Raw genomic sequence first — 23,648 nt, forward strand, 5'->3', positions numbered from 1 at the left:
CCTGGAGTACAATAGGTCGAGTAATCATTCCGGGTTCTACGTTGAGATTTTTATGCTTCAACTTTTTCTAAATCGGTTATTATTTCGTTTATGCCTTCATTCAGATTCTTCTTGAGCACATTTGATAATGAGATCAATTCGTCAAGTTTCTTGTTGCAGGTTGTTCTTAAACCGTCTGCAATATCTGCTATGCGGTCAATTGATTCGACTGTTCTTTGGAGGTCTGTAATATGCTTGTTTACTCTAGAAATTGTTTGGGAGATTTCATCTCCTTTTAGTTCTCTTCTTTTAAGCGATTCTATTTCTGCGATTTTTTTAATAACATAGTAGGCGAAAATGTGCCCAGACCAGTTTAGTTCGCTGTTGTTTACGAATACTGCGGTTTTGTTCATTTCAGTTTTTACGCTTATGCAACTTGAACATTTGTAGATGCCAGACCGCATTGAGATGAATATGCCGTATTTTGTGCTTCGCCTTTCTAGGTCTCTCCAGAACTTTTCAACTTCAGCGTTAGGGACTGTCCCATTGTAATCTTTGAGTTCAATTAAGATTGGTGTTTTTGAATCCGCTGTGGTGGCTGAGATGTCCGCGAATTTCGCGTTTGTTGAGACATCTTCGAAGGAATCATCAATAAAGTGTTCTTTTAGGCTTTCAAAGATTGTTTCCACAGTCATCTTTCCCTTTTTCGGGGGAGCTGAGACGGTTGGGATTATGAATTTCAACTGTTGGGTGATTAGGTCTATGTCGCTTCTTAGGGGTGAAAAGAACTCTTCTATTGTTTCTTTGTTTGTGCTTATGGCGGCGTGGGAAGTTACCATTTCGCCGAGAATTATGTATTTCTCGAGAATTTCATCTCTGTTAATCGGTGGTATGTTGTTCACAATTCTTAATGCCCTTTCGTCTTTGAGCACTAACTCTATCTTCATTTGGTCTTGGGTTACTGAGGGATTTTGGTTGTTTATCACTCTTGAATTGAAGATTACTTCATCAAGACTCTTGGTCCCTGAGGGGACTTTTGGTTGTTTTCCGTTTCTTCTGGCTGCTTCTTGGTGTTCACGGCAAAGCGGTACTCTAAAATGGTATGTAGAATAAGTGTATTCAGCTTGAGTTATCGCTTGTTTACAAGTGTTACAGTAATATTCCATGTTACTTCTTAGTATTGCGATTTGCGATATAACATCTATTTCTTTAGAATCAATATTGCTCATCAATTTAATTGAACAATACCGCAGATCTTTTGCTGCATGAAAATGGAGCGTGGCTTGACTGCGCCCACATTTTTGCCCTAGACAGCTCCACCATCGGCGTTGCTGGACACGAAATGCCCGAATGGGCTCAAAACGCCTGCTTCAAAGAGACTGCCCCTATCCAAAAAAACAGAGAAACCGTGGTTTTCGAAATCCCTGAAAGGTTCAGCCGATTCTACAACCTCGCATCCAAACACATAACAGTCACCGTTAATGGCAACGTAATCCTGATAACGATTACAGGAAACCTGATCAAGCAAAAAAGATACCCCGCATAGGGGTAGCCCTGCGATATCGATGCCTCGGCAAATTGGCTGTTTGCATCAGGGGCTACTTCGGTTTGGTTCCCATTCTGATTAGACAAGGGCAGGTACGGCAAAATTAAAAGGGAACCCCCGACATTTAGGTGTCAACGGTGCAGAGTATGAGCAATAACGAAGTTGCCGTCAGCTATGAACCCTTCAAAGAAATCATTGTTATGGAGAAAACCCGCTTCGGCAGCCCCGAAGAAATCGCTCGGTTCACCTCCGTCATCGCAGGCGGCAAACTAGCTGGGTTATACTGGGTAGACGGCGTCGTCTTCCTCTATTTTCCGCTATCCGCCTCCAACACAACTGTAGCCCGCGAGTTGCTTGAGAAGCGGCGGGTTTACTGGACCTTCGTGGGTTTTGCACCTATGCCCCGCTACATGCAGACGATTGAAACCAAAGAGAAAATCATCGTGCCCGTCGTGGACATATCCTCCGATCTCATCCTCAAGTCGGTGGCGACGTGGCTGAAATCTCAGCTTTAAGCCGCGAAGGCGCAGGTTTTGACGCAGATAACCGTTGAAGGCACGGTATATTCTGGGAAAGGCGAAGGCAAACGGTTTGTGGGGTTGCCCTGGGTTAAGCAGCAGATACAGCAGAAGCTGGGTTTTGTACCCTACGACGGCACCCTAAACCTCCGGCTTACAGAAGCAGGCATAGAGAAACGCAGGTTAATTGAGCAAGCCGAGGGCGTTTTGGTTGTGCCCCAAAGCGGATTCTGCCCCGGCGTCCTCTACCGAGCCCAAATCGGCAACCAAGCCTGCGCCGTGGTGATTCCCCAGGTGGCTGCTTACCCAAAAGATGTCCTGGAAGTCATTGCAGCTGTTTGTTTGAGGGAGAAATTTGGGTTAGTGGATGGCAGCGTGGTTTCGGTAACGGTGTCTGTTTAGGGTTTGCAGTTCTTCTTGAATTTAGCTATGTATTCGTCTGCGCATCCGTTGCGTTTGAGGTATTCACCGTAGGAAACCAGCGCCGCCATGGCTCGGGCAGCGTCCTCAGGCGACTCAAAACTTGGCACGCAGAGCCTGTCGAAGCGGCTTCGGGTGTAGAGCGCCATTTCGGTTGCGCCGATGTCACACATAACGATGGGTTTGTTGTATTTCTTGCTGATTTCAACGATGCCGTCGATGTATTTTTCTCGAAGACCAGGCATATGATGAAGCCCCAACAGAATGATGCCGTAGATCTGCGGGTCCTGGAACATGATGTCCGCAGCGGTTACGAACATGTCGTCGGTAACTGAGCCGGTGAGGTCCACGGGGTTGTGGGTAGCCGCGATTTTAAGGATGACGTCTTTGGCTTTCAGTTCCTCGAATTTGCGGTCTGTTTCCTCACAGAAACGCTCAACCGTTAAACCCAAGGATTCCAGCTCATCCACCGTCATGACTCCCGGTCCGCCGGCGTCGGTGAGAATACCGATGTTTTTGCCCATGGCAGGCGGCTGCATCGCCAACGCTTTGCCGATGTCAAAGAACTCCTCCATGTCGCGGGCGCGGATCACTCCTCCCTGCTCAAAAGCTGCATCATAGATTTTATCTGAACCCGCTATAGCGCCCGTATGTGAGGCGGCGGCTCTTGCACCTGCAGCGCTGCGCCCCGACTTGATGACGACAACGGGTTTTTTAACGGTGACTTTCTTGGCGATTTTTAGGAACTCCCGCCCTGACTTGACGTCTTCAAGGTAAACGAGGATAACTTTGGTTTCGTTGTCATAGAGGAGGTAATGGAGAATGTCGGATTCGCTTACGTCGCTTTTGTTGCCGAAGCTCACGAATTTGCTTACGCCCATCTGGCGGCCTGTGAGATAGTCGAGTGCTGCGACGCCGAAGGCTCCGCTTTGGGTGACCATGGCGATGTTGCCGGGGAGCGGACGGGGGGTGGCGACGACGTCTTCGCCGGTGGTGAGCACTTTGGTTTCGGGCAGAAACAGGGTGTCGATGCCTGTTTTGGAGTAATATACGCCTAGGCAGTTGGGGCCCAGCACGCGGATGCCGCCTTTTGCTGCGGCAGCGATAACTTGGGCTTCCAGGTCTTTGTTGCCGACTTCCTTGAAGCCTGAGCTGATGATAATGGCTGTTTTAACTTTTTTAGCCACTGCCTCCTCCATGACGGAGGGCACGATTTTTGCTGGTACAATTACAACGATGAGTTCGACTTCTCCGGGGATTTTGCTTAGGCTCTTGTGGCATTTGTAGCCTAAGATGGAGTCTTCGCCGGGGTTAACTGGGTAAAGTTCGCCTTTAAAGACGCTGCGGTCCTTGTTGGTGGCGAGGTTTTTGAAGATGACATATCCTGCTTTATCGACTTTTTTGGTTGCGCCGATAACCGCGACTGACTTTGGGTTAAAGAAGGCATCTAGCTTCTGAAGTTCTGCGTCCATACGTATCCCATCTTTTTCGGTAACTGCTTCTAAGGCACATTTTTATGTGTTGCCCTCTAAAAGTTCTCTCTTATCTTAGCCTAAATAGTTTTTCAGCGCTTTTAACTTTTAACGACCCTGCGCACCACGACCAGGGGCTTATGCGTCACAGAAGCAAGCATTTCCCAGCTAACTTGATCCACCTCAACGTGGAAACGCGCAGCCATATCCCAAACAGTGGCGCCTGAGCCGGGTCCTCTTGCGCGGTCAGCGATGTTAGTTATCGTTAAAGCTTGCCCCGCTGAGAGCTTGCAGCCCCAAACCGCCAGAGGCGTGGAGCTCCGCTTAAGCCGCAGCATACGCCCCAAAACGTAGCTGAAGACCCCGCCAAACGAATGTATGCCTATCAGGGGGTCTGGGCGGGGGGTGAAGTAGAAGTTGCGGAAGCGGTAGGTTTTGTCGGTGTCAGCGACTACAACGCAGACGTTGACGCCGAGTTGGCTTTGCAGGTGAAGCTGGATTTTCTTTGCAAACCCCCCGGCGTCTTTGAGGGGCAGGCTCACGTAGGAGTAGGCAAGGTTTGAGCCGTCGATGCCGCCCTCTGACCCAAACAGCAGCGCCTGAAGCAGCCCCGCATGTTCCAGAGTAGCCTGCTTGTGGCGGCTCCCCGACGCCGAAGGATAATTTCGCAGTCGCTTTAGCAGTCGCTGCCCAAAACCGCAGAGTATCCCCAGCGGGTACCCCCATGCCCGCCGCATCCAGAACCCCGCGATGAACCGCGCGTTTGAGTTCGGCTTTATTCGTGATTCATCTTGGATGCAGCCTGTCGCCACCGCCAACGCCTTCTCGGAAACAACCACGAAGTCGCCGTCTTGGATTTTGCCCTCCAGAGATCTGAGAATCTGTGCTAGGTAGTTGCTGTTTGGTTTCCAGTAGCTGGTGGAGACTGCTAAAGCCTGATACCGGTGCATATAGTTGGCACTGCTATTATGGTCTAATCTGCTTGCTTAATAAGCGTAAATAAAAAAGATGTGGAGAGTTGATGTTTAGGTTGGTACAATGTAGTCGTAGTCGGTTTCGGTGATGGTTTCGTTTTGATATGTGCCTTGCCAATCGATGGTAACTTGGTTTGCAGTGTCATTGTAGACGGCGCTGATTGTGTAGATTGGGTCAAGAACAACAGGGTTGGTGATTGTTACATTCCAGTTTCCTGCAGTGTAGATGTAGGTTTCTGAGCCGACAAGCCCCGTTTCCTGTCTTCCACCGCTCCAAGTGAGATCAGTGGTTAACGATGCGATGTCTTCATGGTTGGCGGCAATATACGTCATCGCTGAGTCCCTGACGGTCTCCTGGACGACGGGTTCAGGGGTCGGAGAAGGCGTCGGGGTTGCCGCAGGCTGATTCAGCATTCCAGAACCCACCACATACGCTCCAACAACTATTACAATAACTACAATCGCAACAATTCCGAGTAATACCGATTTTTTCATTTATTGTCCCTTAAGAAATGGAATTAGACAGATTAACTATATAGCGTTTGCCTAGCTGCCCTCAAAGGCACCTGGAGACAAATTTTTTGTTCTGCTTGCGGATAGCTCCACAACCCGTTTAAGATAAGCATTTCTTTATAATGAATCAGCGTCAGAACAGGGCATAGGGGAACCGTTGGGCATTCTGGTGGAGTTTGCCTTTGATGGGGATTGTTTGTCCGCAGACGGGGCAATGCATGTCCTCGGTGAGGTTCCACTGGATTACATCGAAGGCTTCTCGGCGAATCACCGGGGTGTCGCAGTTGGGGCAAACCGTGTTTTCAGCGGGGTGGCCCGGCACGTTGCCGATGTAGACGTAGTTGAGGCCCTGGTTTTTGGCGGTAAGGTAGGCTTGCTCCATAGTCTGCACGGAGGTAGCTGGAACCGTGCTCATTTTGTATTCGGGGTGAAACCGGAGCAGATGAAGCGGCGTATCAGGCCCCAGATAATCCCTTACCCATTTAGCTAACTCGCGGATGCGATCCATCGAGTCGCCGCCGCCGGGCACAACCAGGTTGGTGAGTTCCAGATGTACGCCGCAGAGTTTGAGTTCTTTTAGGCTCTCAAAGATGGGTTTCACATCAGGCACCCCCATGACGGAGCGGTAAAAGGCCGGGTCGGCGCCTCCCTTAAAATCCACGGTTGCCGCGTCAAGGTAGGGTGCGATGGTCTGGACAGCTTCGGGCGTCATGTAGCCGTTGGTGACAAAAGTGTTAAACAGCCCCGCCTGCCTTGCTAGCTTAGCGGTGTCATAGGCGTACTCCATGAAGATGGTGGGTTCAGTATAGGTGTAGCTTATACCCTGGCAGCCTGCATTCTGTGCGGCTTTAACCACTTCCTCAGGGGGGAAATCTCTTCCGGCGACATCGTGGTCCTGGCTTATCATCCAGTTATCGCAGAATTGGCAGCGAAAGTTGCAGCCAGCCGCCGCAATCGACATCACCAAGGCGCCGGGGTTGAAGTGGCTGAGGGGTTTTTTGCCGATGGGATCCACGCCTGCGGAGACGGCTTTGCCGTAGTTGAGGGTGAAGAGGGCGCCGCCTTCGTTTCGGCGTACGAGGCAGAAGCCGGGTGCGTCGGGGCTGATTTGGCAGCGGCGGGCGCAGAGGCAGCATTTGGTTTTTTGGTCTTTTTCGCGGGTGTAGAGCATAGCTTCATGCAGAGACATAACAATTCACAAAGGATAGAAAGAGAAAACGCTTTAAAAGCGTTAACTACAGGCGCTTGATTTAGAATGCTTGGTTATTGTAGAGTTGCCAGTATATTATGCTTGTTTAATGACTTTAAGTTTTTTTGAAAAACAAAAAGAAAAGTTAGAGGAGTTTGTTGTAGAAGCAGCTGTATTCTCCGGTGTGGCAGGCTGGTCCGGTTTGCTCAACTATGTATAGCAGCGAGTCGTAGTCGCAGTCGGTGGCGACGGAGACGATTTTCTGTGTGTTTCCGCTGGTTTCGCCTTTCACCCAGATTTCGTTGCGGCTGCGGCTCCAGTAGGTGGCTTTCTTGGTTTTAAGGGTGAGTTCGACGGCTTCTCTGTTGGCATATGCCTGCATCAGCACCGCCTTGGTTTTAGCGTCCTGGGTGATGACGGGTATGAGTCCGTTGCCTTTGCTGAAATCAAGTTTTGCAAGTAATTCTTCGGGGGTCATGTTCGTATAGTCACCCCCATCTTACGCAGGTAATCCTTCACAACTGGGACAGGATACTGGTTGTAGTGGAAAATCGAGGCTGCCAACGCCGCGTCGGCTTTGCCCTCCGTGAACACGTCAAGCAGATGCTTAGGTTCCCCGGCGCCGCCGCTGGCGATGACGGGTACGTTGCCGCGTTCACTGATGGCGCGTGTGAGCTCGATGTCGTAGCCGTCTTTGGTGCCGTCGCGGTCCATCGAAGTCACCAAAAACTCGCCTGCCCCCAGCTGCTCTGCTTGTCTGACCCATGCGAGGGCGTCGATGCCGGTGGGTTTGCGTCCGCCGTAGGTAACCACTTCAAACCAGAGTTTACCCTCCGCGGTGTCCACGGTGATTTTGCCCTCGGTTGGGGTACGGTTGCGTCTGGCATCGATGGCGCAGACCACGCATTGCCTGCCGAATACGTTGGCGAGTTCAGTGATGAGTTTGGGGTTCTCGACGGCTGCTGTGTTAACGGAGACTTTGTCTGCGCCGCTGCATAGCACCGCCCTTGCGTCTGCTACGCTTCGGATGCCGCCTCCGACGGTGAAGGGGATGCTGATGGTTTTGGCGACGCCCTCCACGTATCGGCGCATAATGTCGCGTTTCTCGCTGGATGCAGTGATGTCGAGGAAGACAAGTTCGTCGGCTCCGTCGTCGCTGTAGCGCTTGGCCATCTCCACGGGGTCGCCTGCGCATTTGGGGTTAAGGAAATTTATGCATTTAACGACTTTTCCGTGGTCCACATCGAGGCAGGGCACGATTCTTTTTGCAAGCGGCATCTTTTAGGCTCCTATCTTCTCTAAAGCTTCCTTCAAAGTGAACCTTCCCTCATATAGGGCTTTTCCAATAACTGCGCCGCTGCAGCCGATTTCTTTAAGCGCCGCGAGGTCGCCGATGGTGCCGATTCCGCCTGCCGCGATGATTTTGGCTTTAGGGTACTGGGCTGCGAAGCTGAGCGTCTGCAAGTCGGGCCCTGTTAGCATCCCATCCTGCACGATGCTGGTTACAAGGAAAGTTTCGACTCCAAGCTCGGCGTATTTCTCCAGCGCCATCTCCACAGTCATGGGGGTCTCGGTTTGCCATCCCTCCACCATGATGCGGCCGTCACGGTTGTCAAGGGCAACGATGACGGAGTCATATCCAAACCGCTTCTGGATTTGCTCGATTACGGCGGGGTCACTGAAGGCTAAGGAGCCCAAAATGACCTGTGCGACGCCTACCTTGAGAAGCTTCTCCGCGACCTCGTAGCTGCGTATGCCTCCGCCCACCTGAATGGGCAAGGAAACGTTTTTTGCGATTTCCGCGATGACGTCACGGTTATCTGCGATGCCAAACGCTGCGTCGAGGTCGATGATGTGGAGTTTGCCTGCGCCTTCGTTGCGCCACCGCTCCGCTGCCTGCAGGGGTTTGCCGAATTGTTCGGTGTAGACTTTGGCGGTTTCGGCTTTGCCTCGGGTTAAACGCACGATTTCTTTGCCCATAAGGTCAATTGCGGGAATAAGCTGCATCAAATCACCTTACAACTGCCCGCGCAAAGTTTTTAAGGATTTTCAGGCCGACGTCGCCTGATTTTTCGGGGTGGAACTGGGTGCCGTAGATGTTGCCTTTGGCGACTGCGCTGGTGAAGGTTGTGCCGTACTCGGTTCTGGCAACCACTATACTTTGGTCTTTGGGCGCGGGGTAGAGGCTGTGGACGAAGTAAACGTAGGTGCCCTCGTCGATGCCGTCGAAGAGCGGGTTGGCTTTGGTGAAGCTCAGGGTGTTCCAGCCCATATGCGGCACCTTCACGGTAGATGGCAACTGCATGTTTCTGCCGCCGAAGAAGCCTAAGCCCTCGCCGGGGCCCTCCTCGCTGGATTCAAAGAACAACTGCAGCCCCAAGCATATGCCTAACAGCGGCGTGCCCTCTGAGACTTTAGCCTGCAGGGTCTCTTTGACTTTGCCCAGTTGCTCAAGCGCGGCGGTGAAGCTGCCTACGCCGGGCAATGCGATGGCATCTGCGCCTTTAAGGTCCGCGGCGGTGGTGCCGATGGATGCATCTAAGCCTGCTTTCTCCAGCGCGGTTTTGAGGCTCAGCAAGTTGCCTACGCCATAGTCGAATATGACTGCGTTTGCCACGCTACATGGCTCCTTTGCTGCTGGGGACGCCTCTGCGGCGGGGATCCTGGGCGATGGCTTGGCGCAGCGAAAGCGCGAGGGCTTTGGTGGCGGCTTCGGCTTTGTGGTGGTCGTTGCTGCCGTATTCCACGTAGATGTGCACGTTAGCCTGCAGGGTCTGGGTTAGGGACTCGTAGAAGTGCACGATGTCTTCGGTGGGCATTTCCTCCACTTTTCGTCCTTTGAGTTTGAGGTTGATTACGAAGTAGGGGCGCTTCACTAGGTCCACGGCGCAGAATGCCAACGAGCAATCCATGGGGGCGGCGGCGTTGCCGAAGCGTGCGATGCCTTCGCGGCTGCCCAGCGCCTTGTTTAGGGCTTCGCCTAAGCCGAGGGCGAGGTCTTCGACCATGTGGTGAACGAGGTCGCCTTCCACGGAGGCTTCGATGTCGATTAGGCTATGCGTGGCCAGCGAGGTGAGCATGTGGCTTAGGAACGGCACGGGTGTTTTGATTTGGGCTTTGCCTTCGCCGTCTAGGTTCACTTTGACTTTCACGGTGGTTTCTTTGGTTTTTCGAGTAACCTCTTCTGTCCTCATGTTTTGTCACCTTGAATATCCTTTAATGCCTCAATCAGCTTCGCATTCATCGCGGGCAACCCCACGGTAACGCGGAAGCAGTTGGGGTAGCTGAGTAATTTGCCCCACTTCTTGAGCATGATGCCCCGCGCCAGAAGCTTCTCGTAGACTTCATCAGCGGGTCGGGCGGTGTTGATGAGCACAAAGTCCGCCTGCGAAGGAAATGCTTGTACGCCCTCAATCTGGTTAAGTTGCTTTATGAGTTTTCCCCGCTCCTCTACAAGCGCCGCTACTGCTGTCCGTTCGATGTCTTGGTTTTGGAGCATCTTGATGCCCATGCGAATCGTGAAGCCGCTCACAGGATAGGGCAACGGCGCTTTTTCTCGGAGGATTGTGGCAAGCGGGGGGTTTGCAACTGCGTAGCCCAGACGCAGCATCGCAAGTCCGAAGGCTTTGCTAAACGTGCGTAGGATTATCATGTTGGGGAATTCTCGGATGCGCTTCACGAAGCTGTAGTCGGCGAATTCTCCGTAGGCTTCGTCGAGGATGACTATGCCGGGGAACGCTTTTGCCAGCTTTTCGATGTCTTGTGGCTTCATCTGGTTGCTGGTGGGGTTGTTGGGGCTGCAGATGTAGAGTAAACGCGTCTTATCCGAGAAAACCGCCAGCATGCCCTCAACGTCCAGCTGGAAGTCGCTTTTCAGCGGTACAGTTACGTAGTCGCCTTCTTGGCGCTTCACGCAGAGCCGCGGAATCGCAAAGGTGGGCGTAAACGAGACGGCGACGTCGCCTTTCTCGATGAAGAGCCGCACTACGCGGTCGATTAATTCGTCGCCTGCGTTGCTTATCGCCAAGTAATCCGCGGGCACCCCCATGTAGCCGGTGAGTTCCTCTCGAAGCTTGGATTCCTCATCCTCGGGGTACATGCGCAAATCGATTTCTTCTGCCAGCTCCTTCATCAGCTGGGTCTGCCTTGCGCGGTCAACGAAGAGGTTCTCGTTGAAGTTCAGCTTCACAATTTCCGATTCATCCACGCCAAGCCGCTTCGCTATGGTTTCGGGTGTAGCGCCGGCGCTGTAGCAGTCAATGGCCTCCAGCTTCTTGAGTTTCTGCTCTAGCCAAGCCTGGTAAGATGCGCTCATTGCCCAAACCTCGCGGCTACGGCCTTGTAGTGGTTGGGAAGGTTCTCTGTGTCCGTTAGAACTTTAATTTGCGCTTTGACTTTCTCGAGGCCCTCGCGGCTGCATTCTGCGATGCTGACTCGCCGCATAAAATCCACTGCGGAGAGCCCCGAGAAGGCATGTGCAAAGCCGCCTGTAGGCAACACATGGTTGGTTCCGCTGGCGTAGTCGCTTAGGGGCACGGGGCTGTAGGGGCCGATGAGGATTAAGCCTGCGACGAGGCGCCCGGCGAGGACGCTGGCGTCTTTTGTTAGGACTTCAAGGTGCTCGGCGGCGAATTGATTAGTTAACTTCACTGCTTCATCAAGGTCTTTGCAGACCACTATGAAGCCGTATTTGCTGAGGGATTCAGCGATTTTATCTGCTCTGGGCGCCACCGCGGTGAATGCTGCAAGGTTCTCCTGGACCTGCGTGGCAAGCTTGGCGGAGGGAGTTATAAGCGCCGCGACGCTGTCGGTGCCGTGTTCCGCCTGAGAAATCATGTCGTAGGCGATTAGCCGCGCATCTGCTGCTTCATCTGCCAGCACCAGCACTTCGCTGGGACCTGCCGGCATATCTATGGCGACGTCCTGGGAAACCTGCACTTTGGCGGCGGTGACGTATTTGCTGCCTGGACCCACAATCTTGCGGACAGGCGCTATCGTTTTTGTGCCATACGCGAGTGCGGCGATGGCTTGGGCGCCGCCGACCTTGTAGACCTCGTCTACACCGCAGATGCCACAGGCAACCAGAACCAGCGGATTCACCTTGCCAGCCGCGTCGGAGGGCGAGCAAACCACGATTCGGCGGACACCTGCGATTTTAGCGACAAGCGCAGTCATCACGACAGTGCTGGGGTAAGCGGCTTGCCCGCCGGGCACGTAGCAGCCGACGCTTTCGATGGGACGCAGCACAGTCTGAACCATGATGCCCTCGTTGAAGGCTCGCACGTCGCTGCTGGATAAAAGCTGCCTCTGAAAGACGCTTACCCGTTTCTTCATGAATTCTATGGCGGCGACCTGCTGGGGGCTGACTTTGCCGTAGGCTTCCTCGACCTCTTCGGGGGTAACTCGGAGGGTTTCGGCTGTGAGGTTAGCGTTGTCGAATCGGAAGGCAAAGTCAAGGAGCGCATTGTCTCCTTCGGCTTTAACTTGGGCTATGATGGCTTGGACGCGGGCTTCCAGTTCGCCTGTGGCTTTCTGGTCCACCTGCTGGCGCCGATACCAGTCAGCGGGTAAATTCTTTGATTCCCAAACTTTTACTGCTGGTCCTTCCTGCATTGACCTTCGCTTCTCCGTGCAATCTCATCCAGCGCCAAAACCTGACGCGGCTCATACACCACCAATCCCTGCGCAAGCTTACGGATCTTCGGCAGCAACTCAAGGAAGCAGTCCTTCTCGATGACGGTGTTGACGCCCACCCAGGACTCGTCGGCTAGCGGCGAGATAGTTGGGTTTCGCAGCGCCGGCAACTCCGTTAGCAATGTCTGCAGGTTCTCCTTTTTGACGTTGACAAAGATGTGTATCCGCTTAGAGCCATCCACTACACCCTTGAGCAACGCGACGATGTCGAAGATTTTTTCGCGTTTCTGGGGGTCCTCCATCGTTTTTTTGTTGGCAATGAGGACGGCGGCGGAGCGCATGACGGTTTCGATGATTCGGAGGTTGTTGGCTTCGATGGTGGTTCCTGTCTCAGTTACATCCATGATGCAATCGCTGTTTTCCGGCGGCTTAGCCTCGGTGGCGCCAAACGAGAGGAAGATTTTTGCGCGGGGGTTATCGCCTTTGCGCCACCAGGGCGTCACCAGCTGGGGGTCGGCGTCGCCGAAGCGTGCCTTGTACTGGGGCAGGTTTTTGAGGTACTCGCTGGCGATGTTTAGGTATTCGGTGCTGACTCGGAAGTTTCTGCCCTCCGCCCACACTGACTCCATGAATTCGCCCAGAGTGGTGCCTTCGGGGACGCTGTTTGGCACGGCGATGACGAGGCGGATTTTGCCGTACTCCAGATTCTGCAGCACCTCGACGTCGGCTCTGTTTTCGCGGACCCAGTCTTCGCCGGTGATGCCTATGTCCTGCAAGCCCTCGTTTACGAAGACGGGGATTTCCTGTGGACGCAGCACTTTTAGCTCGATTTGGGGGTCGTTTATGCTTGGTCGGTACGTGCGGTCTGAGGCGCCTATTCTGAAGCCTGATTTGCTGAAGAATTCGGCTGTTGCTTTTTCCAGGGAGCCTTTGGGTATTGCAAATTTTATTTTATCCATAAATTTTCACCTAAACGTTTAGAGAGTAGTCTGGTTTGGTTTTGTTTTGCAGAAACGTTTTGCTGGGGGGCTGCGCCTAATTTACAATAAGATTTCGTTAAGCTTTCAATGAAGGCAATCGCCTTGTATGAACGCAATCCCTCATCATACGTCACTAAACGACACCACAACAGCGCTCACCCTAATAAACCGTTCCACTAATATTTAACCTTCAAAAAACACTATGGAACAGGAGCGGCCTCAGCTAATTCTTTTTTATGTGGAAAACCAGGGGCGGCACAGAATTCTGCGTCTCCAACTCCACGCCCAGCAGCCCCTCTATAATGCCCCGCCAGATTTCCGCGTCGCTGATGACCGGTGCTTTGATGAGCAGGAAGCGGTCTTTTAGGTATAAGTCGCCTAAACCTTGGACTTTTAGGCGTTTGAAGATGGCTTCCCAGTTTTCTTTGTTGGAAGAGTCAATGCCCAGTGTGGACTGAATGGACACTTTGAGGGCGTTGCCCATGCGGGCTCCGATTTCATGAAATTTCTCTTTTGGCACGTACTGCGAGAAGATGTTTATGAGCTCCACGTTGATGATGGCGATTCTGCTGATGCCGCAGTAGTATTCGCCTGGGAAATTCCAGTCGTCGATGTTGAGGCTTCGGTAAATGTCCAGCATCTTGGAGATGAGCTGTTTGATGCCGGCTTCTTTGCCCTCCGCGATGAGGGATTCGATGTATTCGCGTTCGCTCCGCTCCAAAATTATGGTGGTGCGCTTGATTTCGTCGCCCTTAGATGGAAGCGGAGGCTTACCTGGCATAACCGATATTTTCTCAGCCATACATAATATGCCTTATGTATTGGCAAAACGAATTCAAAATAAACTAAAGAACGTTAATTAAACTGGGCTTGCCCTAATGGGGTGCCGATGAAGAGATTAAAAAGCTGACTGATGATGCACTCTAGGGTATCTGAGGCAAAAATTTTGGAAAATAAGGTTTAGGTTATGACTTTCTTGCGGATCAAATAGATCAGCATGCCTAAGCCCACCACGAACAGGGCAAAGCCAACGCCTATGGAGGCAAAGTAGTTTAGACCCAGCACTTTTCCCAGTAGGTACGGCACATATGTGGGGCCGGCGAACAGCAAAATCACTGAGAGAAACGTCAGGGTAATTCGGGTGGATTTAGATTCGATTCCGCTTACTTGAACTTCTTGGTTAACTTCAGTCATGCATCCCCACTCTTATTGCTCTTCAATTGGATTGTTGTCTACAAAACCTTCTTTTATTTCTTTTCCTAAAGCCTTCATTAAAAACTTGAAAACCAAAAATCCAGCGCCCTTATCCGCCTTAAAACCCATCGTTGTACCCAGCAAACTGACCCCGTCGATTTTACGTTCCTTCGCCAAAGCCAAAGTTAAGCCCGTGCCCCCCACGATTTTGCCCTTACTGTAGATGACTCCGCCCTTCTCCATGAATTCAGCAGCAAGACGCGGCGAAGACGCGGCGATGTACACCTGCGCTTTATCCTCGGTTATGGGGACTCCGCCCATGGTGACTACGAAGTGGCAGCCGATTTCCTCCACAAAATCCAACACGGAATCGCAGACCACATAGTGGGCGACGACGTCGTCGAAGCTGGGCTGCACTTCGCCTGTCATGATGATGAGGTTGTTTTTCTCCATGGGCGCATAATAGAATTCGTATCTGGGCAGGTGCGCGATGCCTTTGGTGGATATGCCGATGTAGTCGGGGAAGGTGGGCGAGTAGAGTTCCGCGAAGGGTTTAGCGTCGCAGAATTTGATGAGCAGATGAGCCGCTATTCGTCCTACGTTGCCGAAGCCCGGTAGCCCCTGAACGAAGATTGGGTTGTCTAAGGGGGGGTTGGTGAGTTTACGTAGGTAGGGCTTATCCATCAGTGTCCATCCGCCCTTAGGGAAATAAACTCGACACTAAAATCCTTTTGCAGTAGGCGAAAAAGAAACTATTAATATTCGAGGTGATGTTTATAGGGTTCACCCAAGCCTGGTTTGTCTAAGTATATGTAGCGGGGTGGGGTAGCCAGGATTAACCCGCTGGGCTCATAACCCAGAGATCAGTAGTTCAAATCTACTCCCCGCTACCAACACTTTTCAGCAACCGTTAGCTTTTCTTGCGCAAAACGGGTTTGCAAGCTTTATTAAAACCGCCGTTTCATCTTTTTTGGGGAAAACTGCTTGTCAATCGATGAAACCACGGTATTAGACATTATAGAGAAAGCCAGCAAAAGCGTCGTCAACATATCCACCGTCAAGCTAGTCCACAACATCTTCTACCAAGCCGTGCCCGTGGGCGGCATGGGCTCAGGAACCATCATCGACCAAGCAGGCTTAATCTTAACCAACAACCACGTGGTCGGCGGCGCAGAAAAAATCACTGTAACCCTCTGGAACAACCAGGTCCTAGAGGGCACCTTGGTGGGCAACTGCGCCATCCATGACTTAGCCGTTGTTAAGGTGGAGGCGGCGGATTTGCCCTCGGCGCAGTTATCTGACTCTGAGAAGCTGCGGGTGGGGCAGCGGGTCTACGCCATCGGCAACCCCTTCGGCCTCGCAGGCGGACCCAGCGTCACCAGCGGCGTAGTCAGCGCCATAAACCGCACCATCGAATCCGAACGTGGCTTAATCGAGGGGCTGGTGCAGACCGACGCAGCCATCAACCCCGGTAACAGCGGCGGCCCCCTGCTGGATGTATCGGGTGAAGTGGTGGCTATAAGCACCGCCATCATTCCCTACGCGCAGGGCATCGGCTTTGCCATCCCCATAAACGCGGCTAAACGCTGCACCCACGACTTAATCACCGAAGGCGCCCAACCTAAACCCTGGCTGGGCATCGTCGGCTTAACGCTGACGCCGCAAGTGGCTCGCTACTACAGCTTACCCGTGGACCACGGAGTCTACGTGACTAAGGTGGCATCTGGCAGCCCAGCGCAGGCAGCCGGCATGGTTCAAGGCGACATCATCCTGCAGATCGGCAACGTGGAAACCCGCAGAATCGAGGATTTAGTGTCTGAGGTGCAGCGGCGAGGCGTAGGCGAGGCAACCCGGGTTTTCGCGGTTAGGGGAGGACGCGAATACTACTTTGACCTTAAACTCAGCGAGGCGCCATAGTAGATGAGCCAGAGCCAAATCCGCGAAATCCTGCTCAAATATCGGGTGATCGCCGTCGTGGGGTTATCTGACGAGCCAGGCAAACCCAGCTACAGCGTCGCAGCGTACCTCCAAAAACATGGCTACCGAATAATCCCCGTTAACCCCAACATCGAATCGGCGCTGGGACAAAAAAGCTACGGCAGCCTCCTTGAAGTGCCCCCGGAAATCCAGTGCAGCATCGAGGTGGTGGATATTTTTCGGCGAAGCAACGCGGTCGCGCCGATCGTCGAGCAAGCCATCATGCTTAAGCGGAGGCTTGGGCGCCCCATGGTGGTTTGGATGCAGATGGGCGTTGCCGATTTGCATTCGGCTGCCCTAGCACAGAAGGCGGGGTTAGCTGTGGTTATGAATAAGTGTATGATGGAGGAGCATTTTAGGCTGCTGCATTAGGCGCCGCCTAGAATCAGCGAGGCAATGGTGGCGATGAGGACTATGGCGAAGGTTTCCGCTAAGGTGATTTTCCAGTTCACCCGGGTTTTTTTGCTGCGGTAGCGGACCAGAAATACGCCTACGATGCCGGTGACCAGCAGCAGCGAGACGCCGACGTTATAGTACATGGGCAACGCCAGATAGGTTGCTATGGGGATGATGCCGGCTATGAAGGTTGTGACTCCGCAGATGATGGCGGCGTAGAGGTTGGAGCGGTGGATTTCTTTTCCCAGCAGCACAAAGAGTTTCTGCACCAGCATCAGGGATTTGTCGCGTTCTTTCTTGTCGGGGATGTCGCTGAGGCTGTAGTTCATCAGGTTCTGCAGGGTCATGATGTCGTTGAGGTCCTCAGTGATGCCTCCTAGCAGGAAACTGGAGAAGTTGGTGATGGAGACGGCGCTTAACGTGAGGAAAGCGGCGAAGATGACGGCGGGTTGATTAGACAGAAAACTTGATGTTCCCGTGAAGGTGGCTATGAAGGCGGAGAGGATAACCACGAGGCTAGTGATGGAGCCATCTACCAAGCCGGCCACGACCTCCATGATGGGTTCCTTCTTCAGCAGCAGGCTCTCCCATTCCTTGCCGAGTTTTTGGCCCTGAGGCGTCAGGTAGACGTATTCGTCTTCTTCCACGATGAGTTTTTCAGCTGCCATCTCGCGGAGGGCTTTATCGAGCTCTGAGGTGTCGATGCAGGCACGTTTAGAGCAGACGCGGTCGATGCGGCGTTTGAGCGTTTGCCTTTTAAGTTTAGCACCTTTGGTTAAATTCAGAAGAACAACTATGCGGATAACGTCAGGTAATTCTTGAACTTCAAAGGACACTCAAATAGTCACCGAATACAACAATCAATCAACTATTTCTTTGAGACCCTAAATAACTTTGTGCGAAGAAATAGCGATATGCCCCATGATGGGCACGCATTTTTTGCTAAGGTTACTTTTCAGGTAAGGGGCACATCCGCCAGCTTAGCCAGCTCAATGTACCGTTGCTCCACGATTCCTCGCAGCATCCCCTTAAGTTCCTCACCCTCGAGGCCGCGCTGCTTAAGCAACCCCACTTTTTTTGCGAGTTCCTCATCGCCTAATCCCCTGAACCATGCTTCGAAGTCTCCGCGTGCCATATGGAACTGCAGAGAGGCAACGCTGACTTTTTCGAGGTTAACTGAGAAGCCGCGGAGGTTATGCGCATGAATATGGAGAGGTGTGTCGACGGCTGAGTAGAAGTTGAAAGCTTTGTCATGTGGGGCGTAGGCAAGAATGGAGGCTGCTTTCTCTTTAGTGGTTTCCGGGAGTCCCAAGGCATGTTTGCCCTGTGCGGTTATGATGTAGAGTCCCTTTTGGGGTGAAGTGGCATACCCCATTTTGATGAGTCCCAGCAGGTGCATCATGGTTGGCTGGAATTCTTTTTTTGATGCTTTAGCGATATCCATGGCTTTCTGCGGGGTTTCAGATAGGAGCATGGATTCGAGAATTTCTTGTTTAACTGGTGACAAACTCATTTCTGGGCACCTACCTCTAGCTTATGCAAATGTGGCTAATCAAAGTTTTCCTTGCGGATGCATCGTAAGCGATGCGTAATTCGCCTGTATGAACGCATGGTTCAGGCTGGGCAAAGCTTTAGTATTGTGTCTCCTACTCCCTAATGATAAACTGGTGACAAACTAGGATGAAGATTGCCGTTTTCGTCTACGAGTACCCACCGAAAATCGTCGGGGGATTAGGCACCTACGCAGCAGAAATCACGCGGAAATTCGTCTTAAACGACCACGACGTAACCGTCTTTACCATGAACGACGACGCCGGCTCCCTGCCGACCCGGGAAATCTGGCGCGGCATAGAAATCCATCGTCCCCTCCACATCGATGTCTCCGACTCGTTGCCCGACGTCATCGCCGAGGACATCCGCAAATGGGGCCGCGGCATCCACCTCTTCGGCAAACTCATGGTTTACAATTACCTCTCCGCCGCCAAGCTAGTAAACGAGCTTATCAAACGCGAAGGCATGAAATACGATGTGGTCGTCGCGCATGACTGGCTCTCCGCGATGGGCGGCATAACCGTTAAACGCGAAACCGGCTTACCGTTTGCCTTCCATGTGCACAGCACCGAGAAGGGCCGCACTCTAGGCAACGGATCAGGCGTAGTCAGCAACATCGAGTTGCGGGCAGGCAAAATGGCGGATATGGTGGTTACGGTCTCCTACGCCATGAAAGACGAGTTAATCGGCCTGGGCTTTCCTAAGGAGAAGATTCAAGTCAGCTACAACGGCGTGGACCCACAGAAGTATAATCCACAAAACATCGCCAAAGAGGACATCCAGCGTATCCGCGCCAAATACGGCATAAAAGACGACGAATACATGATACTCTTCTTGGGCCGCCTAGTCGGCGTGAAGGGCGTGGATAAACTCATCATGGCTATGCCGCATATCCTGCCTAAGATCCCCAAAGCCAAACTAGTCATCGTCGGCGTCGGCGACCTGCAGGAGTACCTCTCCAACCTCACCCGAACCATCCGCCTCGACGAATACGTCAAGTTCTGCTTCGACTTCATCCCCGAGGAGGAACGCATCCTCCACTACGCCGCCTGCGACATAGCCGTCTTCCCCAGCTTCTATGAGCCCTTCGGCATCGTCGCACTTGAAGCCATGAGCATGGAGAAGCCCGTGGTGGTTGGCGCTGCAGGCGTCAGCGGCATGCGTGAAATCGTGATTTGCTGCGGACCCGAACAATGCGGCTACCACGTTGACCCCAACAACCCAAGCGACATCGCCTGGGGCGTCGTCTCCGCTTTGGAGAGCCCAGAGAAAAGCAAGATGCTGGGCAAGAACGGACGCAAACGGGTGCTAGCAGAGTTCACCTGGAGCAAGATTGCCCAGAAAACCGTGGAGCTCTATGAAACCATCGCTAAACGGTAACGGCACAGCAAACGAGGATCTCAAGCGCCGCGTGGCAAGAGAAGCCGCGGTTCTGCTCTACTTCGGAGCGGAAAAAGAGTACAAGCAAGCTAAGATGCATGCCGCGGAAACCTTTGCTACACATTTTTTGCCCTCTAACCTTGAGGTAGCCCTGGAACTGGACCGGGTAGCGGAGGAAAACGAGGGCGACGCCCGCAGAACACGCCTTATCCAGATGCGCCAAGAAGCCCTCGCCGTGATGCGGCTGCTCTCTGGATTTTATCCGGTGCTTATCGGCAGCGTCTGGCGCGGCACCATAAAGCGGGGCAGCGACATCGACATAGCCGTCTACACCGACAGCCCCGACCAAGTTGCCACCGCACTGAAAGACGGAGGTGTAAAAGTCACTAAATCCCAATGGAGCACCGTCAACAAGAAAGGCGCCACCCTAGAGTCCCTGCATCTCTATGCCCAAACCGCCTCTGGGCACGGCTTGGAGGTTGTGGTGCGGGCAGCTGAGGAAGCAGCTAAGAAGCGGAGATGTGAAACCTTCGGGGATGAAATGCGCGGCTTAAACATAAACCAGCTTGAACGGGTGCTTGCGACTCACCCCACGCAGCAATTTATCCCCCAGTGACACCTATAAAACCACACTATTTTTTCAATAAAGGACTTAAAGAACCAAAACAAATTCTAGACTCAGTGATGCCTCATGGAAAAGAAAGACATCAGAAAAATGTTCCCTCACCTCATAGACGAACTCGAATCAGGCGACGCCAAAGTCTCCATCGGCGGAATCCGCAAAAACGCCGCTGAAGCCGAAGGAGAAGTAGACGAATGCTTCTGCGAAGACCATGAAGCCGCCGAGGAAGAGGCAGAAATGCTTGCCAGAACCGAGACGCCTGATAAGCTGCGGCACTTCAATCCAGAGGCCGTGGATTTTCTGCGTCGATGCGACACTGAAGCGCAGGCAGAGGAGATAATCGCGTACCTAGAGAAGAAGGGCGAAATCAGCGGGGAATACGCTAAGGAGCTGCGGTGTCAGCTGAAGCGGGATGGCGTGCGCGGTTTTGGGCCTAAGAAAGAGGAGTTCCACTACTTCAAAGAAGGCGGCATCTACTAATAGTATTCTCATACATGCATTCAATACATGTAGCGCCTGCTTTTTGAACTAACATTTGAACCTTCGTTGACTCTTTATATAAGGGAGGGGAGAGGTGGGCAAAGCAACAGTGGCTTGCATGGGGCTGCGCATACGTTTCCATATACTGGCTATTTAAAAGGGGCTATATTTCTTTCTTCACATCAGCCAGACTTGTTTTTTAAAAAGAGAAAGAAAAAGAAAGGTTTGATGGGGGTTTAGGTGATTTGGCGGTAGATGGGGTGCTCTTTGAATTTAAGGATGGTCTGTGACCACTCGATGGTTCCGCTTGGCAGCCTTGTGCAGAGTGACTGGACTTTGGCGCCTCCCGCGATGAATCGCACGCCGTCAAGCATTTCGCCTTTGGTGATTCCTGACGCCGCAAAAATCATCTCGTTGCCCTTGGCAAGTTCCTCTTCCGTGTAGGTTTTATCGACATCTACGCCTGCTGCTTCCAGCCGCTTCATCCTGCCTGCATCGTCTTTTTTGTCCTTCCAAACCTTAACCAGCATCGTGCCGCCTAAACATTTCACGGCGGTTGCCGCAATGGTTGCCTCTGCGCCTGCACCTGCACCTAAAAGCAAATCTACACCTGAATCAGGCAGACATGTAACGATGGAGCCAGCGATGTCGCCGTCAGCGATAAGGATGATTCTAACACCCATATTCCGCAGCCGCGCCAATATATCATCGTGGCGTGGACGCTCCAACATTATCACCGTGAAATTCGTCAGCGGCCTCTTCTTGAGGGCAGCGACGGTGGTGATGATTTCCTCAATGGACATGTCCAAGCTAATTTTGCCCTTGGCTGCACCGTTAGTTGCGACCTTAAAGTAGTAGCCATCGTCGGGCAGCACCTGCAGGCAACCCGCTGGGGCACATGCCAACGCGGATATCGCGTCTTTTTTGCCTTTGCTGGTTGCGGTTGTGCCGTCAACTTGATCGATGACGAATTCCACTTTAGGGCCGTTTCCAGTGCCGACTTTCTCGCGGTTGTTAAATGCCGGCGCATTATCTTTAGGTCCCTCGCAGCAGATGACTTCGCCGTCTACTTCAGTTTGGTTAAGCACTGCACGGGAGAAATCCAGAGCGGTTTGGTCTACCATGTCGGGGTTGCCTTTGCCTATGTGTAATGCCGCGCCGACTGCGCCTGCGGTGGTGATGCGGGTTAAGGAGGGTGAAAGTGAACGTAGCGATGTCATGGCGTCTACTTCCTCTCGTTTTGCCAGAGCTCTACAAACTCGATGTAGTTCTGGGCGATTTTCTGCACTGCTGCTGGGCGATCGATTTTTCCAGCGCGGAACTCCACCAGCGGATCCCAAAAGATCGTGCGGCCCACAGCAAAGCCGATGATGCCCGGGATTTTTGCTCCCACACTAAGCCACTCTTTAACTTTATCTTTAGATTCGCCGCGTCCAAGCGTAATTACGCCGGCTTTGCGTCCACCCGCCTGCGCCTGCGCCACGATGGCTTTTGCATCCTCAGCCTTATCCACGCCCTCAAGCTTCCAGATTTCGGGTTCAACACCGGCCGCCTGGATTTGCTTTAAGCTCGCACACATAAGCCCTGGACGAAGCTTTGTATCGTAAGCCGCCTTGTCGCCGCCGACCTTAGCTAACTGACCTGGAGTAGCGGGAACAATAAGCTCAAAGAGGAAGGGTCTGCCGGTTTTATGGAGGTAATCACTGAGTTTCTTGAGGCGCAACAGTTGCCGCTGGTTAAGTGCAACTTCACTTTCAGGGTTAAAGCGCACCAGAACCTTCAGAAAAGTAGGTTTAAAACATTCGATGTGCTCAACAAATTTGTCGCCGTACTCAAAATCAAACTCGTCCTGCCCCGATTTTTCGGCTGGCATCGCAAAATTGAAGCCTTCCGCCTTAGCTTCCACCAGCACACTGGTGCCATATTCTTCATCCACCAGCAGCCCAGCGATCTGCTTTGGCACCTTCTTCTGCAGCGCCACTTTGAAGCCTTCAAAAATTATTGTTTTGGCTTCCTCAATCTTGGCTTTCTCGTCTGCGGTCGGGGGACGCCCTTTGATTCCGAAGAGTTTCTCAACAAAAGAGGATCTATGGTCAAACGCTAAAATCAATAAGTCCTTTTTAGACCAGTCGGTCAATATGTTCACCGTGCAGTAATCTTGTCTTTCTTACATAAATCGTTATTGCTAGAATGCAGGCAACCAACGCTACAGGATAGCCTTTGGCTGGTTGGCTGACAAACGGTTGACGGGTTTTGCAGAAAACATGAAATAACCAAACCGCCCATAATCACCTGTGAGGGCAAGCATTGACTGACATGCATATAGTCACCGTTAAACTGCCAGAGGAAACCTACCAGGAGATGGCGCTGCGGGTGCCTGAGGGTGAACGAAGCGACTTTATACGGGAAGCCATAAGCGAGAAACTCCAGAAAACCCCCAAACCCGACACGCTTCTTGCCCTGCAGCAGCGCATGAGCCGCCTCGAAGAGGAATTCGGCCAAATCCGCAAGTACCTCTCAGACCTTGACATCCTCACTTTCCAGCATGGCAAAATCAACCCCTACCAATACGCCGCAGACGAAGTTGACCGCAAAATAATCGAGTATCTGCTTAACTACAAATCCGCCACCACCCCCGAATTGGCAGAGTACCTTAAAACCAACCGCTGGCTCGTACTCAATAGACTGCGGAAAATCGAGAAAACCAGCCGCAAACAAGTCGGCAAACCCATCATCGAATACTACGCAGGAGAAAAATCAGGCAAAAAGAAGGCATGGTGGATCGACGACGCGTTGATTGAGCAGTAAACGTGGGTTAGCTTT

General features: G+C 52.4%; 29 protein-coding genes, 1 tRNA gene and 1 pseudogene. 10 read left to right on the forward strand and 21 right to left on the reverse strand.

The features are described from left to right. Positions 1-50: 50 nt before the first annotated feature. A complete protein-coding gene (locus tag NWE93_13980) occupies positions 51-1,208 on the reverse strand; it encodes a hypothetical protein (GenBank protein MCW4001339.1) in 1,158 nt (385 codons plus the stop codon). 29 nt (positions 1,209-1,237) lie between these two features. Here NWE93_13980 and NWE93_13985 point away from each other — a divergent pair, with 29 nt between their 5' ends. The 3 genes from NWE93_13985 (at position 1,238) to NWE93_13995 (ending at position 2,445) form a co-directional block, all read left to right on the forward strand. Further along, complete coding sequence (locus NWE93_13985; protein ID MCW4001340.1) at positions 1,238-1,525, forward strand: hypothetical protein; 288 nt, start codon at positions 1,238-1,240, stop codon at positions 1,523-1,525. Between the two features lie 146 nt (positions 1,526-1,671). Continuing rightward, a complete protein-coding gene (locus NWE93_13990; GenBank protein ID MCW4001341.1) occupies positions 1,672-2,040 on the forward strand; it encodes a hypothetical protein in 369 nt (122 codons plus the stop codon). A gap of 18 nt (positions 2,041-2,058) precedes the next feature. Continuing rightward, positions 2,059-2,445: a CTP-dependent riboflavin kinase gene (locus NWE93_13995; protein MCW4001342.1), complete on the forward strand. Its 387-nt coding sequence runs from the start codon at positions 2,059-2,061 to the stop codon at positions 2,443-2,445. Here the strand turns inward: NWE93_13995 and NWE93_14000 are convergent. From NWE93_14000 to NWE93_14075, 16 genes and pseudogenes are all read right to left on the reverse strand, one after another. Continuing rightward, on the reverse strand, positions 2,442-3,935 hold the full coding sequence (locus tag NWE93_14000; protein MCW4001343.1) for an acetate--CoA ligase family protein: 1,494 nt from the start codon (positions 3,933-3,935) through the stop codon (positions 2,442-2,444). The genes NWE93_13995 and NWE93_14000 overlap by 4 nt on opposite strands. Before the next feature lie 101 nt (positions 3,936-4,036). Next, positions 4,037-4,885 (reverse strand): coenzyme F420-0:L-glutamate ligase, encoded by an 849-nt coding sequence (locus NWE93_14005; protein MCW4001344.1) that lies wholly within the window; start codon positions 4,883-4,885, stop codon positions 4,037-4,039. A gap of 75 nt (positions 4,886-4,960) precedes the next feature. Beyond that, positions 4,961-5,404, reverse strand: a complete 444-nt coding sequence (locus NWE93_14010) for a hypothetical protein (protein MCW4001345.1) — start codon at positions 5,402-5,404, stop codon at positions 4,961-4,963. A 151-nt stretch (positions 5,405-5,555) separates the two neighbouring features. After that, the gene (amrS, locus tag NWE93_14015) at positions 5,556-6,611 is read right to left on the reverse strand and encodes an AmmeMemoRadiSam system radical SAM enzyme (GenBank protein ID MCW4001346.1); all 1,056 of its coding nucleotides are present in this window, start codon (positions 6,609-6,611) and stop codon (positions 5,556-5,558) included. A 148-nt stretch (positions 6,612-6,759) separates the two neighbouring features. Continuing rightward, a pseudogene (hisI, locus tag NWE93_14020) lies at positions 6,760-7,089 on the reverse strand (phosphoribosyl-AMP cyclohydrolase). After that, a complete protein-coding gene (gene hisF / locus NWE93_14025; GenBank protein MCW4001347.1) occupies positions 7,086-7,889 on the reverse strand; it encodes an imidazole glycerol phosphate synthase subunit HisF in 804 nt (267 codons plus the stop codon). Before hisF ends, hisI begins: the two are co-directional and overlap by 4 nt. Before the next feature lie 3 nt (positions 7,890-7,892). Further along, positions 7,893-8,618, reverse strand: coding sequence for a 1-(5-phosphoribosyl)-5-[(5-phosphoribosylamino)methylideneamino]imidazole-4-carboxamide isomerase (hisA, locus tag NWE93_14030; GenBank protein MCW4001348.1), 726 nt, complete (start codon positions 8,616-8,618; stop codon positions 7,893-7,895). A 4-nt stretch (positions 8,619-8,622) separates the two neighbouring features. Next, positions 8,623-9,228, reverse strand: coding sequence for an imidazole glycerol phosphate synthase subunit HisH (hisH, locus tag NWE93_14035; GenBank protein ID MCW4001349.1), 606 nt, complete (start codon positions 9,226-9,228; stop codon positions 8,623-8,625). A 1-nt stretch (position 9,229) separates the two neighbouring features. Then, positions 9,230-9,805 carry an imidazoleglycerol-phosphate dehydratase HisB gene (gene hisB / locus NWE93_14040; GenBank protein ID MCW4001350.1) on the reverse strand — a complete coding sequence of 192 codons (576 nt, stop codon included), beginning with the start codon at positions 9,803-9,805 and terminating at the stop codon, positions 9,230-9,232. Then, positions 9,802-10,926 carry a histidinol-phosphate transaminase gene (gene hisC, locus NWE93_14045; GenBank protein MCW4001351.1) on the reverse strand — a complete coding sequence of 375 codons (1,125 nt, stop codon included), beginning with the start codon at positions 10,924-10,926 and terminating at the stop codon, positions 9,802-9,804. The genes hisB and hisC overlap by 4 nt, the downstream gene beginning before the upstream one ends. Then, entirely contained in the window at positions 10,923-12,224 is a 1,302-nt protein-coding gene (gene hisD / locus NWE93_14050) for a histidinol dehydrogenase (protein MCW4001352.1), read from the reverse strand. Before hisD ends, hisC begins: the two co-directional genes overlap by 4 nt. Continuing rightward, the gene (gene hisG, locus NWE93_14055; protein MCW4001353.1) at positions 12,203-13,204 is read right to left on the reverse strand and encodes an ATP phosphoribosyltransferase; all 1,002 of its coding nucleotides are present in this window, start codon (positions 13,202-13,204) and stop codon (positions 12,203-12,205) included. The genes hisD and hisG overlap by 22 nt, the downstream gene beginning before the upstream one ends. Further along, complete coding sequence (locus tag NWE93_14060) at positions 13,192-13,359, reverse strand: hypothetical protein (protein ID MCW4001354.1); 168 nt, start codon at positions 13,357-13,359, stop codon at positions 13,192-13,194. The genes hisG and NWE93_14060 overlap by 13 nt, the downstream gene beginning before the upstream one ends. A gap of 89 nt (positions 13,360-13,448) precedes the next feature. Continuing rightward, positions 13,449-14,027 carry a hypothetical protein gene (locus NWE93_14065; GenBank protein ID MCW4001355.1) on the reverse strand — a complete coding sequence of 193 codons (579 nt, stop codon included), beginning with the start codon at positions 14,025-14,027 and terminating at the stop codon, positions 13,449-13,451. Between the two features lie 158 nt (positions 14,028-14,185). Then, complete coding sequence (locus NWE93_14070) at positions 14,186-14,419, reverse strand: hypothetical protein (protein MCW4001356.1); 234 nt, start codon at positions 14,417-14,419, stop codon at positions 14,186-14,188. 12 nt (positions 14,420-14,431) lie between these two features. Then, positions 14,432-15,103, reverse strand: a complete 672-nt coding sequence (locus tag NWE93_14075; protein ID MCW4001357.1) for a PAC2 family protein — start codon at positions 15,101-15,103, stop codon at positions 14,432-14,434. Positions 15,104-15,233: 130 nt separating this feature from the next. Between NWE93_14075 and NWE93_14080 the strand changes: the two genes are divergently transcribed. From NWE93_14080 to NWE93_14090, 3 genes are all read left to right on the forward strand, one after another. After that, positions 15,234-15,312, forward strand: a tRNA-Met gene (locus NWE93_14080). 91 nt (positions 15,313-15,403) lie between these two features. Next, a complete protein-coding gene (locus NWE93_14085; protein MCW4001358.1) occupies positions 15,404-16,336 on the forward strand; it encodes a trypsin-like peptidase domain-containing protein in 933 nt (310 codons plus the stop codon). Between the two features lie 3 nt (positions 16,337-16,339). Further along, positions 16,340-16,768, forward strand: coding sequence for a CoA-binding protein (locus NWE93_14090; protein MCW4001359.1), 429 nt, complete (start codon positions 16,340-16,342; stop codon positions 16,766-16,768). Here the strand turns inward: NWE93_14090 and NWE93_14095 are convergent. Both NWE93_14095 and NWE93_14100 read right to left on the reverse strand, forming a co-directional pair. Continuing rightward, positions 16,765-17,628, reverse strand: coding sequence for a hypothetical protein (locus tag NWE93_14095; protein MCW4001360.1), 864 nt, complete (start codon positions 17,626-17,628; stop codon positions 16,765-16,767). The genes NWE93_14090 and NWE93_14095 overlap by 4 nt on opposite strands. 119 nt (positions 17,629-17,747) lie before the next feature. Continuing rightward, on the reverse strand, positions 17,748-18,305 hold the full coding sequence (locus tag NWE93_14100) for a hypothetical protein (protein ID MCW4001361.1): 558 nt from the start codon (positions 18,303-18,305) through the stop codon (positions 17,748-17,750). Positions 18,306-18,472: 167 nt separating this feature from the next. On the opposite strand from NWE93_14100, the gene NWE93_14105 reads away from it, so the two are divergent. From NWE93_14105 to NWE93_14115, 3 genes are all read left to right on the forward strand, one after another. Further along, positions 18,473-19,723, forward strand: a complete 1,251-nt coding sequence (locus NWE93_14105) for a glycosyltransferase family 4 protein (protein ID MCW4001362.1) — start codon at positions 18,473-18,475, stop codon at positions 19,721-19,723. Beyond that, complete coding sequence (locus NWE93_14110; protein MCW4001363.1) at positions 19,701-20,339, forward strand: nucleotidyltransferase domain-containing protein; 639 nt, start codon at positions 19,701-19,703, stop codon at positions 20,337-20,339. The genes NWE93_14105 and NWE93_14110 overlap by 23 nt, the downstream gene beginning before the upstream one ends. Before the next feature lie 75 nt (positions 20,340-20,414). Next, positions 20,415-20,825: a DUF2095 domain-containing protein gene (locus NWE93_14115; GenBank protein MCW4001364.1), complete on the forward strand. Its 411-nt coding sequence runs from the start codon at positions 20,415-20,417 to the stop codon at positions 20,823-20,825. A gap of 236 nt (positions 20,826-21,061) precedes the next feature. Here the strand turns inward: NWE93_14115 and NWE93_14120 are convergent, their stop codons facing one another. Together NWE93_14120 and NWE93_14125 are read right to left on the reverse strand one after the other, a co-directional pair. After that, positions 21,062-22,045, reverse strand: coding sequence for a fructose-bisphosphatase class II family protein (locus tag NWE93_14120; GenBank protein ID MCW4001365.1), 984 nt, complete (start codon positions 22,043-22,045; stop codon positions 21,062-21,064). Positions 22,046-22,050: 5 nt separating this feature from the next. Then, complete coding sequence (locus NWE93_14125) at positions 22,051-22,962, reverse strand: DUF2090 domain-containing protein (protein MCW4001366.1); 912 nt, start codon at positions 22,960-22,962, stop codon at positions 22,051-22,053. A 170-nt stretch (positions 22,963-23,132) separates the two neighbouring features. On the opposite strand from NWE93_14125, the gene NWE93_14130 reads away from it, so the two are divergent. Continuing rightward, the gene (locus NWE93_14130) at positions 23,133-23,633 is read left to right on the forward strand and encodes a ribbon-helix-helix domain-containing protein (GenBank protein ID MCW4001367.1); all 501 of its coding nucleotides are present in this window, start codon (positions 23,133-23,135) and stop codon (positions 23,631-23,633) included. Positions 23,634-23,648: the final 15 nt, after the last annotated feature.

Source organism: Candidatus Bathyarchaeota archaeon (assembly GCA_026014735.1).
Lineage (GTDB): Archaea > Thermoproteota > Bathyarchaeia > Bathyarchaeales > Bathycorpusculaceae > Bathycorpusculum.

What these genes read in the sequence shown, in the direction of transcription:
- NWE93_13980 (MCW4001339.1), bottom strand. Translation starts at nt 1,208, where the DNA reads ATGAGCAATATTGATTCTAAAGAAATAGATGTTATATCGCAAATCGCA.
- NWE93_13990 (MCW4001341.1), top strand. Translation starts at nt 1,672, where the DNA reads ATGAGCAATAACGAAGTTGCCGTCAGCTATGAACCCTTCAAAGAAATC.
- NWE93_14000 (MCW4001343.1), bottom strand. Translation starts at nt 3,935, where the DNA reads ATGGACGCAGAACTTCAGAAGCTAGATGCCTTCTTTAACCCAAAGTCA.
- NWE93_14005 (MCW4001344.1), bottom strand. Translation starts at nt 4,885, where the DNA reads ATGCACCGGTATCAGGCTTTAGCAGTCTCCACCAGCTACTGGAAACCA.
- NWE93_14010 (MCW4001345.1), bottom strand. Translation starts at nt 5,404, where the DNA reads ATGAAAAAATCGGTATTACTCGGAATTGTTGCGATTGTAGTTATTGTA.
- amrS (MCW4001346.1), bottom strand. Translation starts at nt 6,611, where the DNA reads ATGTCTCTGCATGAAGCTATGCTCTACACCCGCGAAAAAGACCAAAAA.
- hisF (MCW4001347.1), bottom strand. Translation starts at nt 7,889, where the DNA reads ATGCCGCTTGCAAAAAGAATCGTGCCCTGCCTCGATGTGGACCACGGA.
- hisA (MCW4001348.1), bottom strand. Translation starts at nt 8,618, where the DNA reads ATGCAGCTTATTCCCGCAATTGACCTTATGGGCAAAGAAATCGTGCGT.
- hisB (MCW4001350.1), bottom strand. Translation starts at nt 9,805, where the DNA reads ATGAGGACAGAAGAGGTTACTCGAAAAACCAAAGAAACCACCGTGAAA.
- hisC (MCW4001351.1), bottom strand. Translation starts at nt 10,926, where the DNA reads ATGAGCGCATCTTACCAGGCTTGGCTAGAGCAGAAACTCAAGAAGCTG.
- hisD (MCW4001352.1), bottom strand. Translation starts at nt 12,224, where the DNA reads ATGCAGGAAGGACCAGCAGTAAAAGTTTGGGAATCAAAGAATTTACCC.
- hisG (MCW4001353.1), bottom strand. Translation starts at nt 13,204, where the DNA reads ATGGATAAAATAAAATTTGCAATACCCAAAGGCTCCCTGGAAAAAGCA.
- NWE93_14065 (MCW4001355.1), bottom strand. Translation starts at nt 14,027, where the DNA reads ATGGCTGAGAAAATATCGGTTATGCCAGGTAAGCCTCCGCTTCCATCT.
- NWE93_14070 (MCW4001356.1), bottom strand. Translation starts at nt 14,419, where the DNA reads ATGACTGAAGTTAACCAAGAAGTTCAAGTAAGCGGAATCGAATCTAAA.
- NWE93_14075 (MCW4001357.1), bottom strand. Translation starts at nt 15,103, where the DNA reads ATGGATAAGCCCTACCTACGTAAACTCACCAACCCCCCCTTAGACAAC.
- NWE93_14090 (MCW4001359.1), top strand. Translation starts at nt 16,340, where the DNA reads ATGAGCCAGAGCCAAATCCGCGAAATCCTGCTCAAATATCGGGTGATC.
- NWE93_14100 (MCW4001361.1), bottom strand. Translation starts at nt 18,305, where the DNA reads ATGAGTTTGTCACCAGTTAAACAAGAAATTCTCGAATCCATGCTCCTA.
- NWE93_14105 (MCW4001362.1), top strand. Translation starts at nt 18,473, where the DNA reads ATGAAGATTGCCGTTTTCGTCTACGAGTACCCACCGAAAATCGTCGGG.
- NWE93_14110 (MCW4001363.1), top strand. Translation starts at nt 19,701, where the DNA reads ATGAAACCATCGCTAAACGGTAACGGCACAGCAAACGAGGATCTCAAG.
- NWE93_14115 (MCW4001364.1), top strand. Translation starts at nt 20,415, where the DNA reads ATGGAAAAGAAAGACATCAGAAAAATGTTCCCTCACCTCATAGACGAA.
- NWE93_14120 (MCW4001365.1), bottom strand. Translation starts at nt 22,045, where the DNA reads ATGACATCGCTACGTTCACTTTCACCCTCCTTAACCCGCATCACCACC.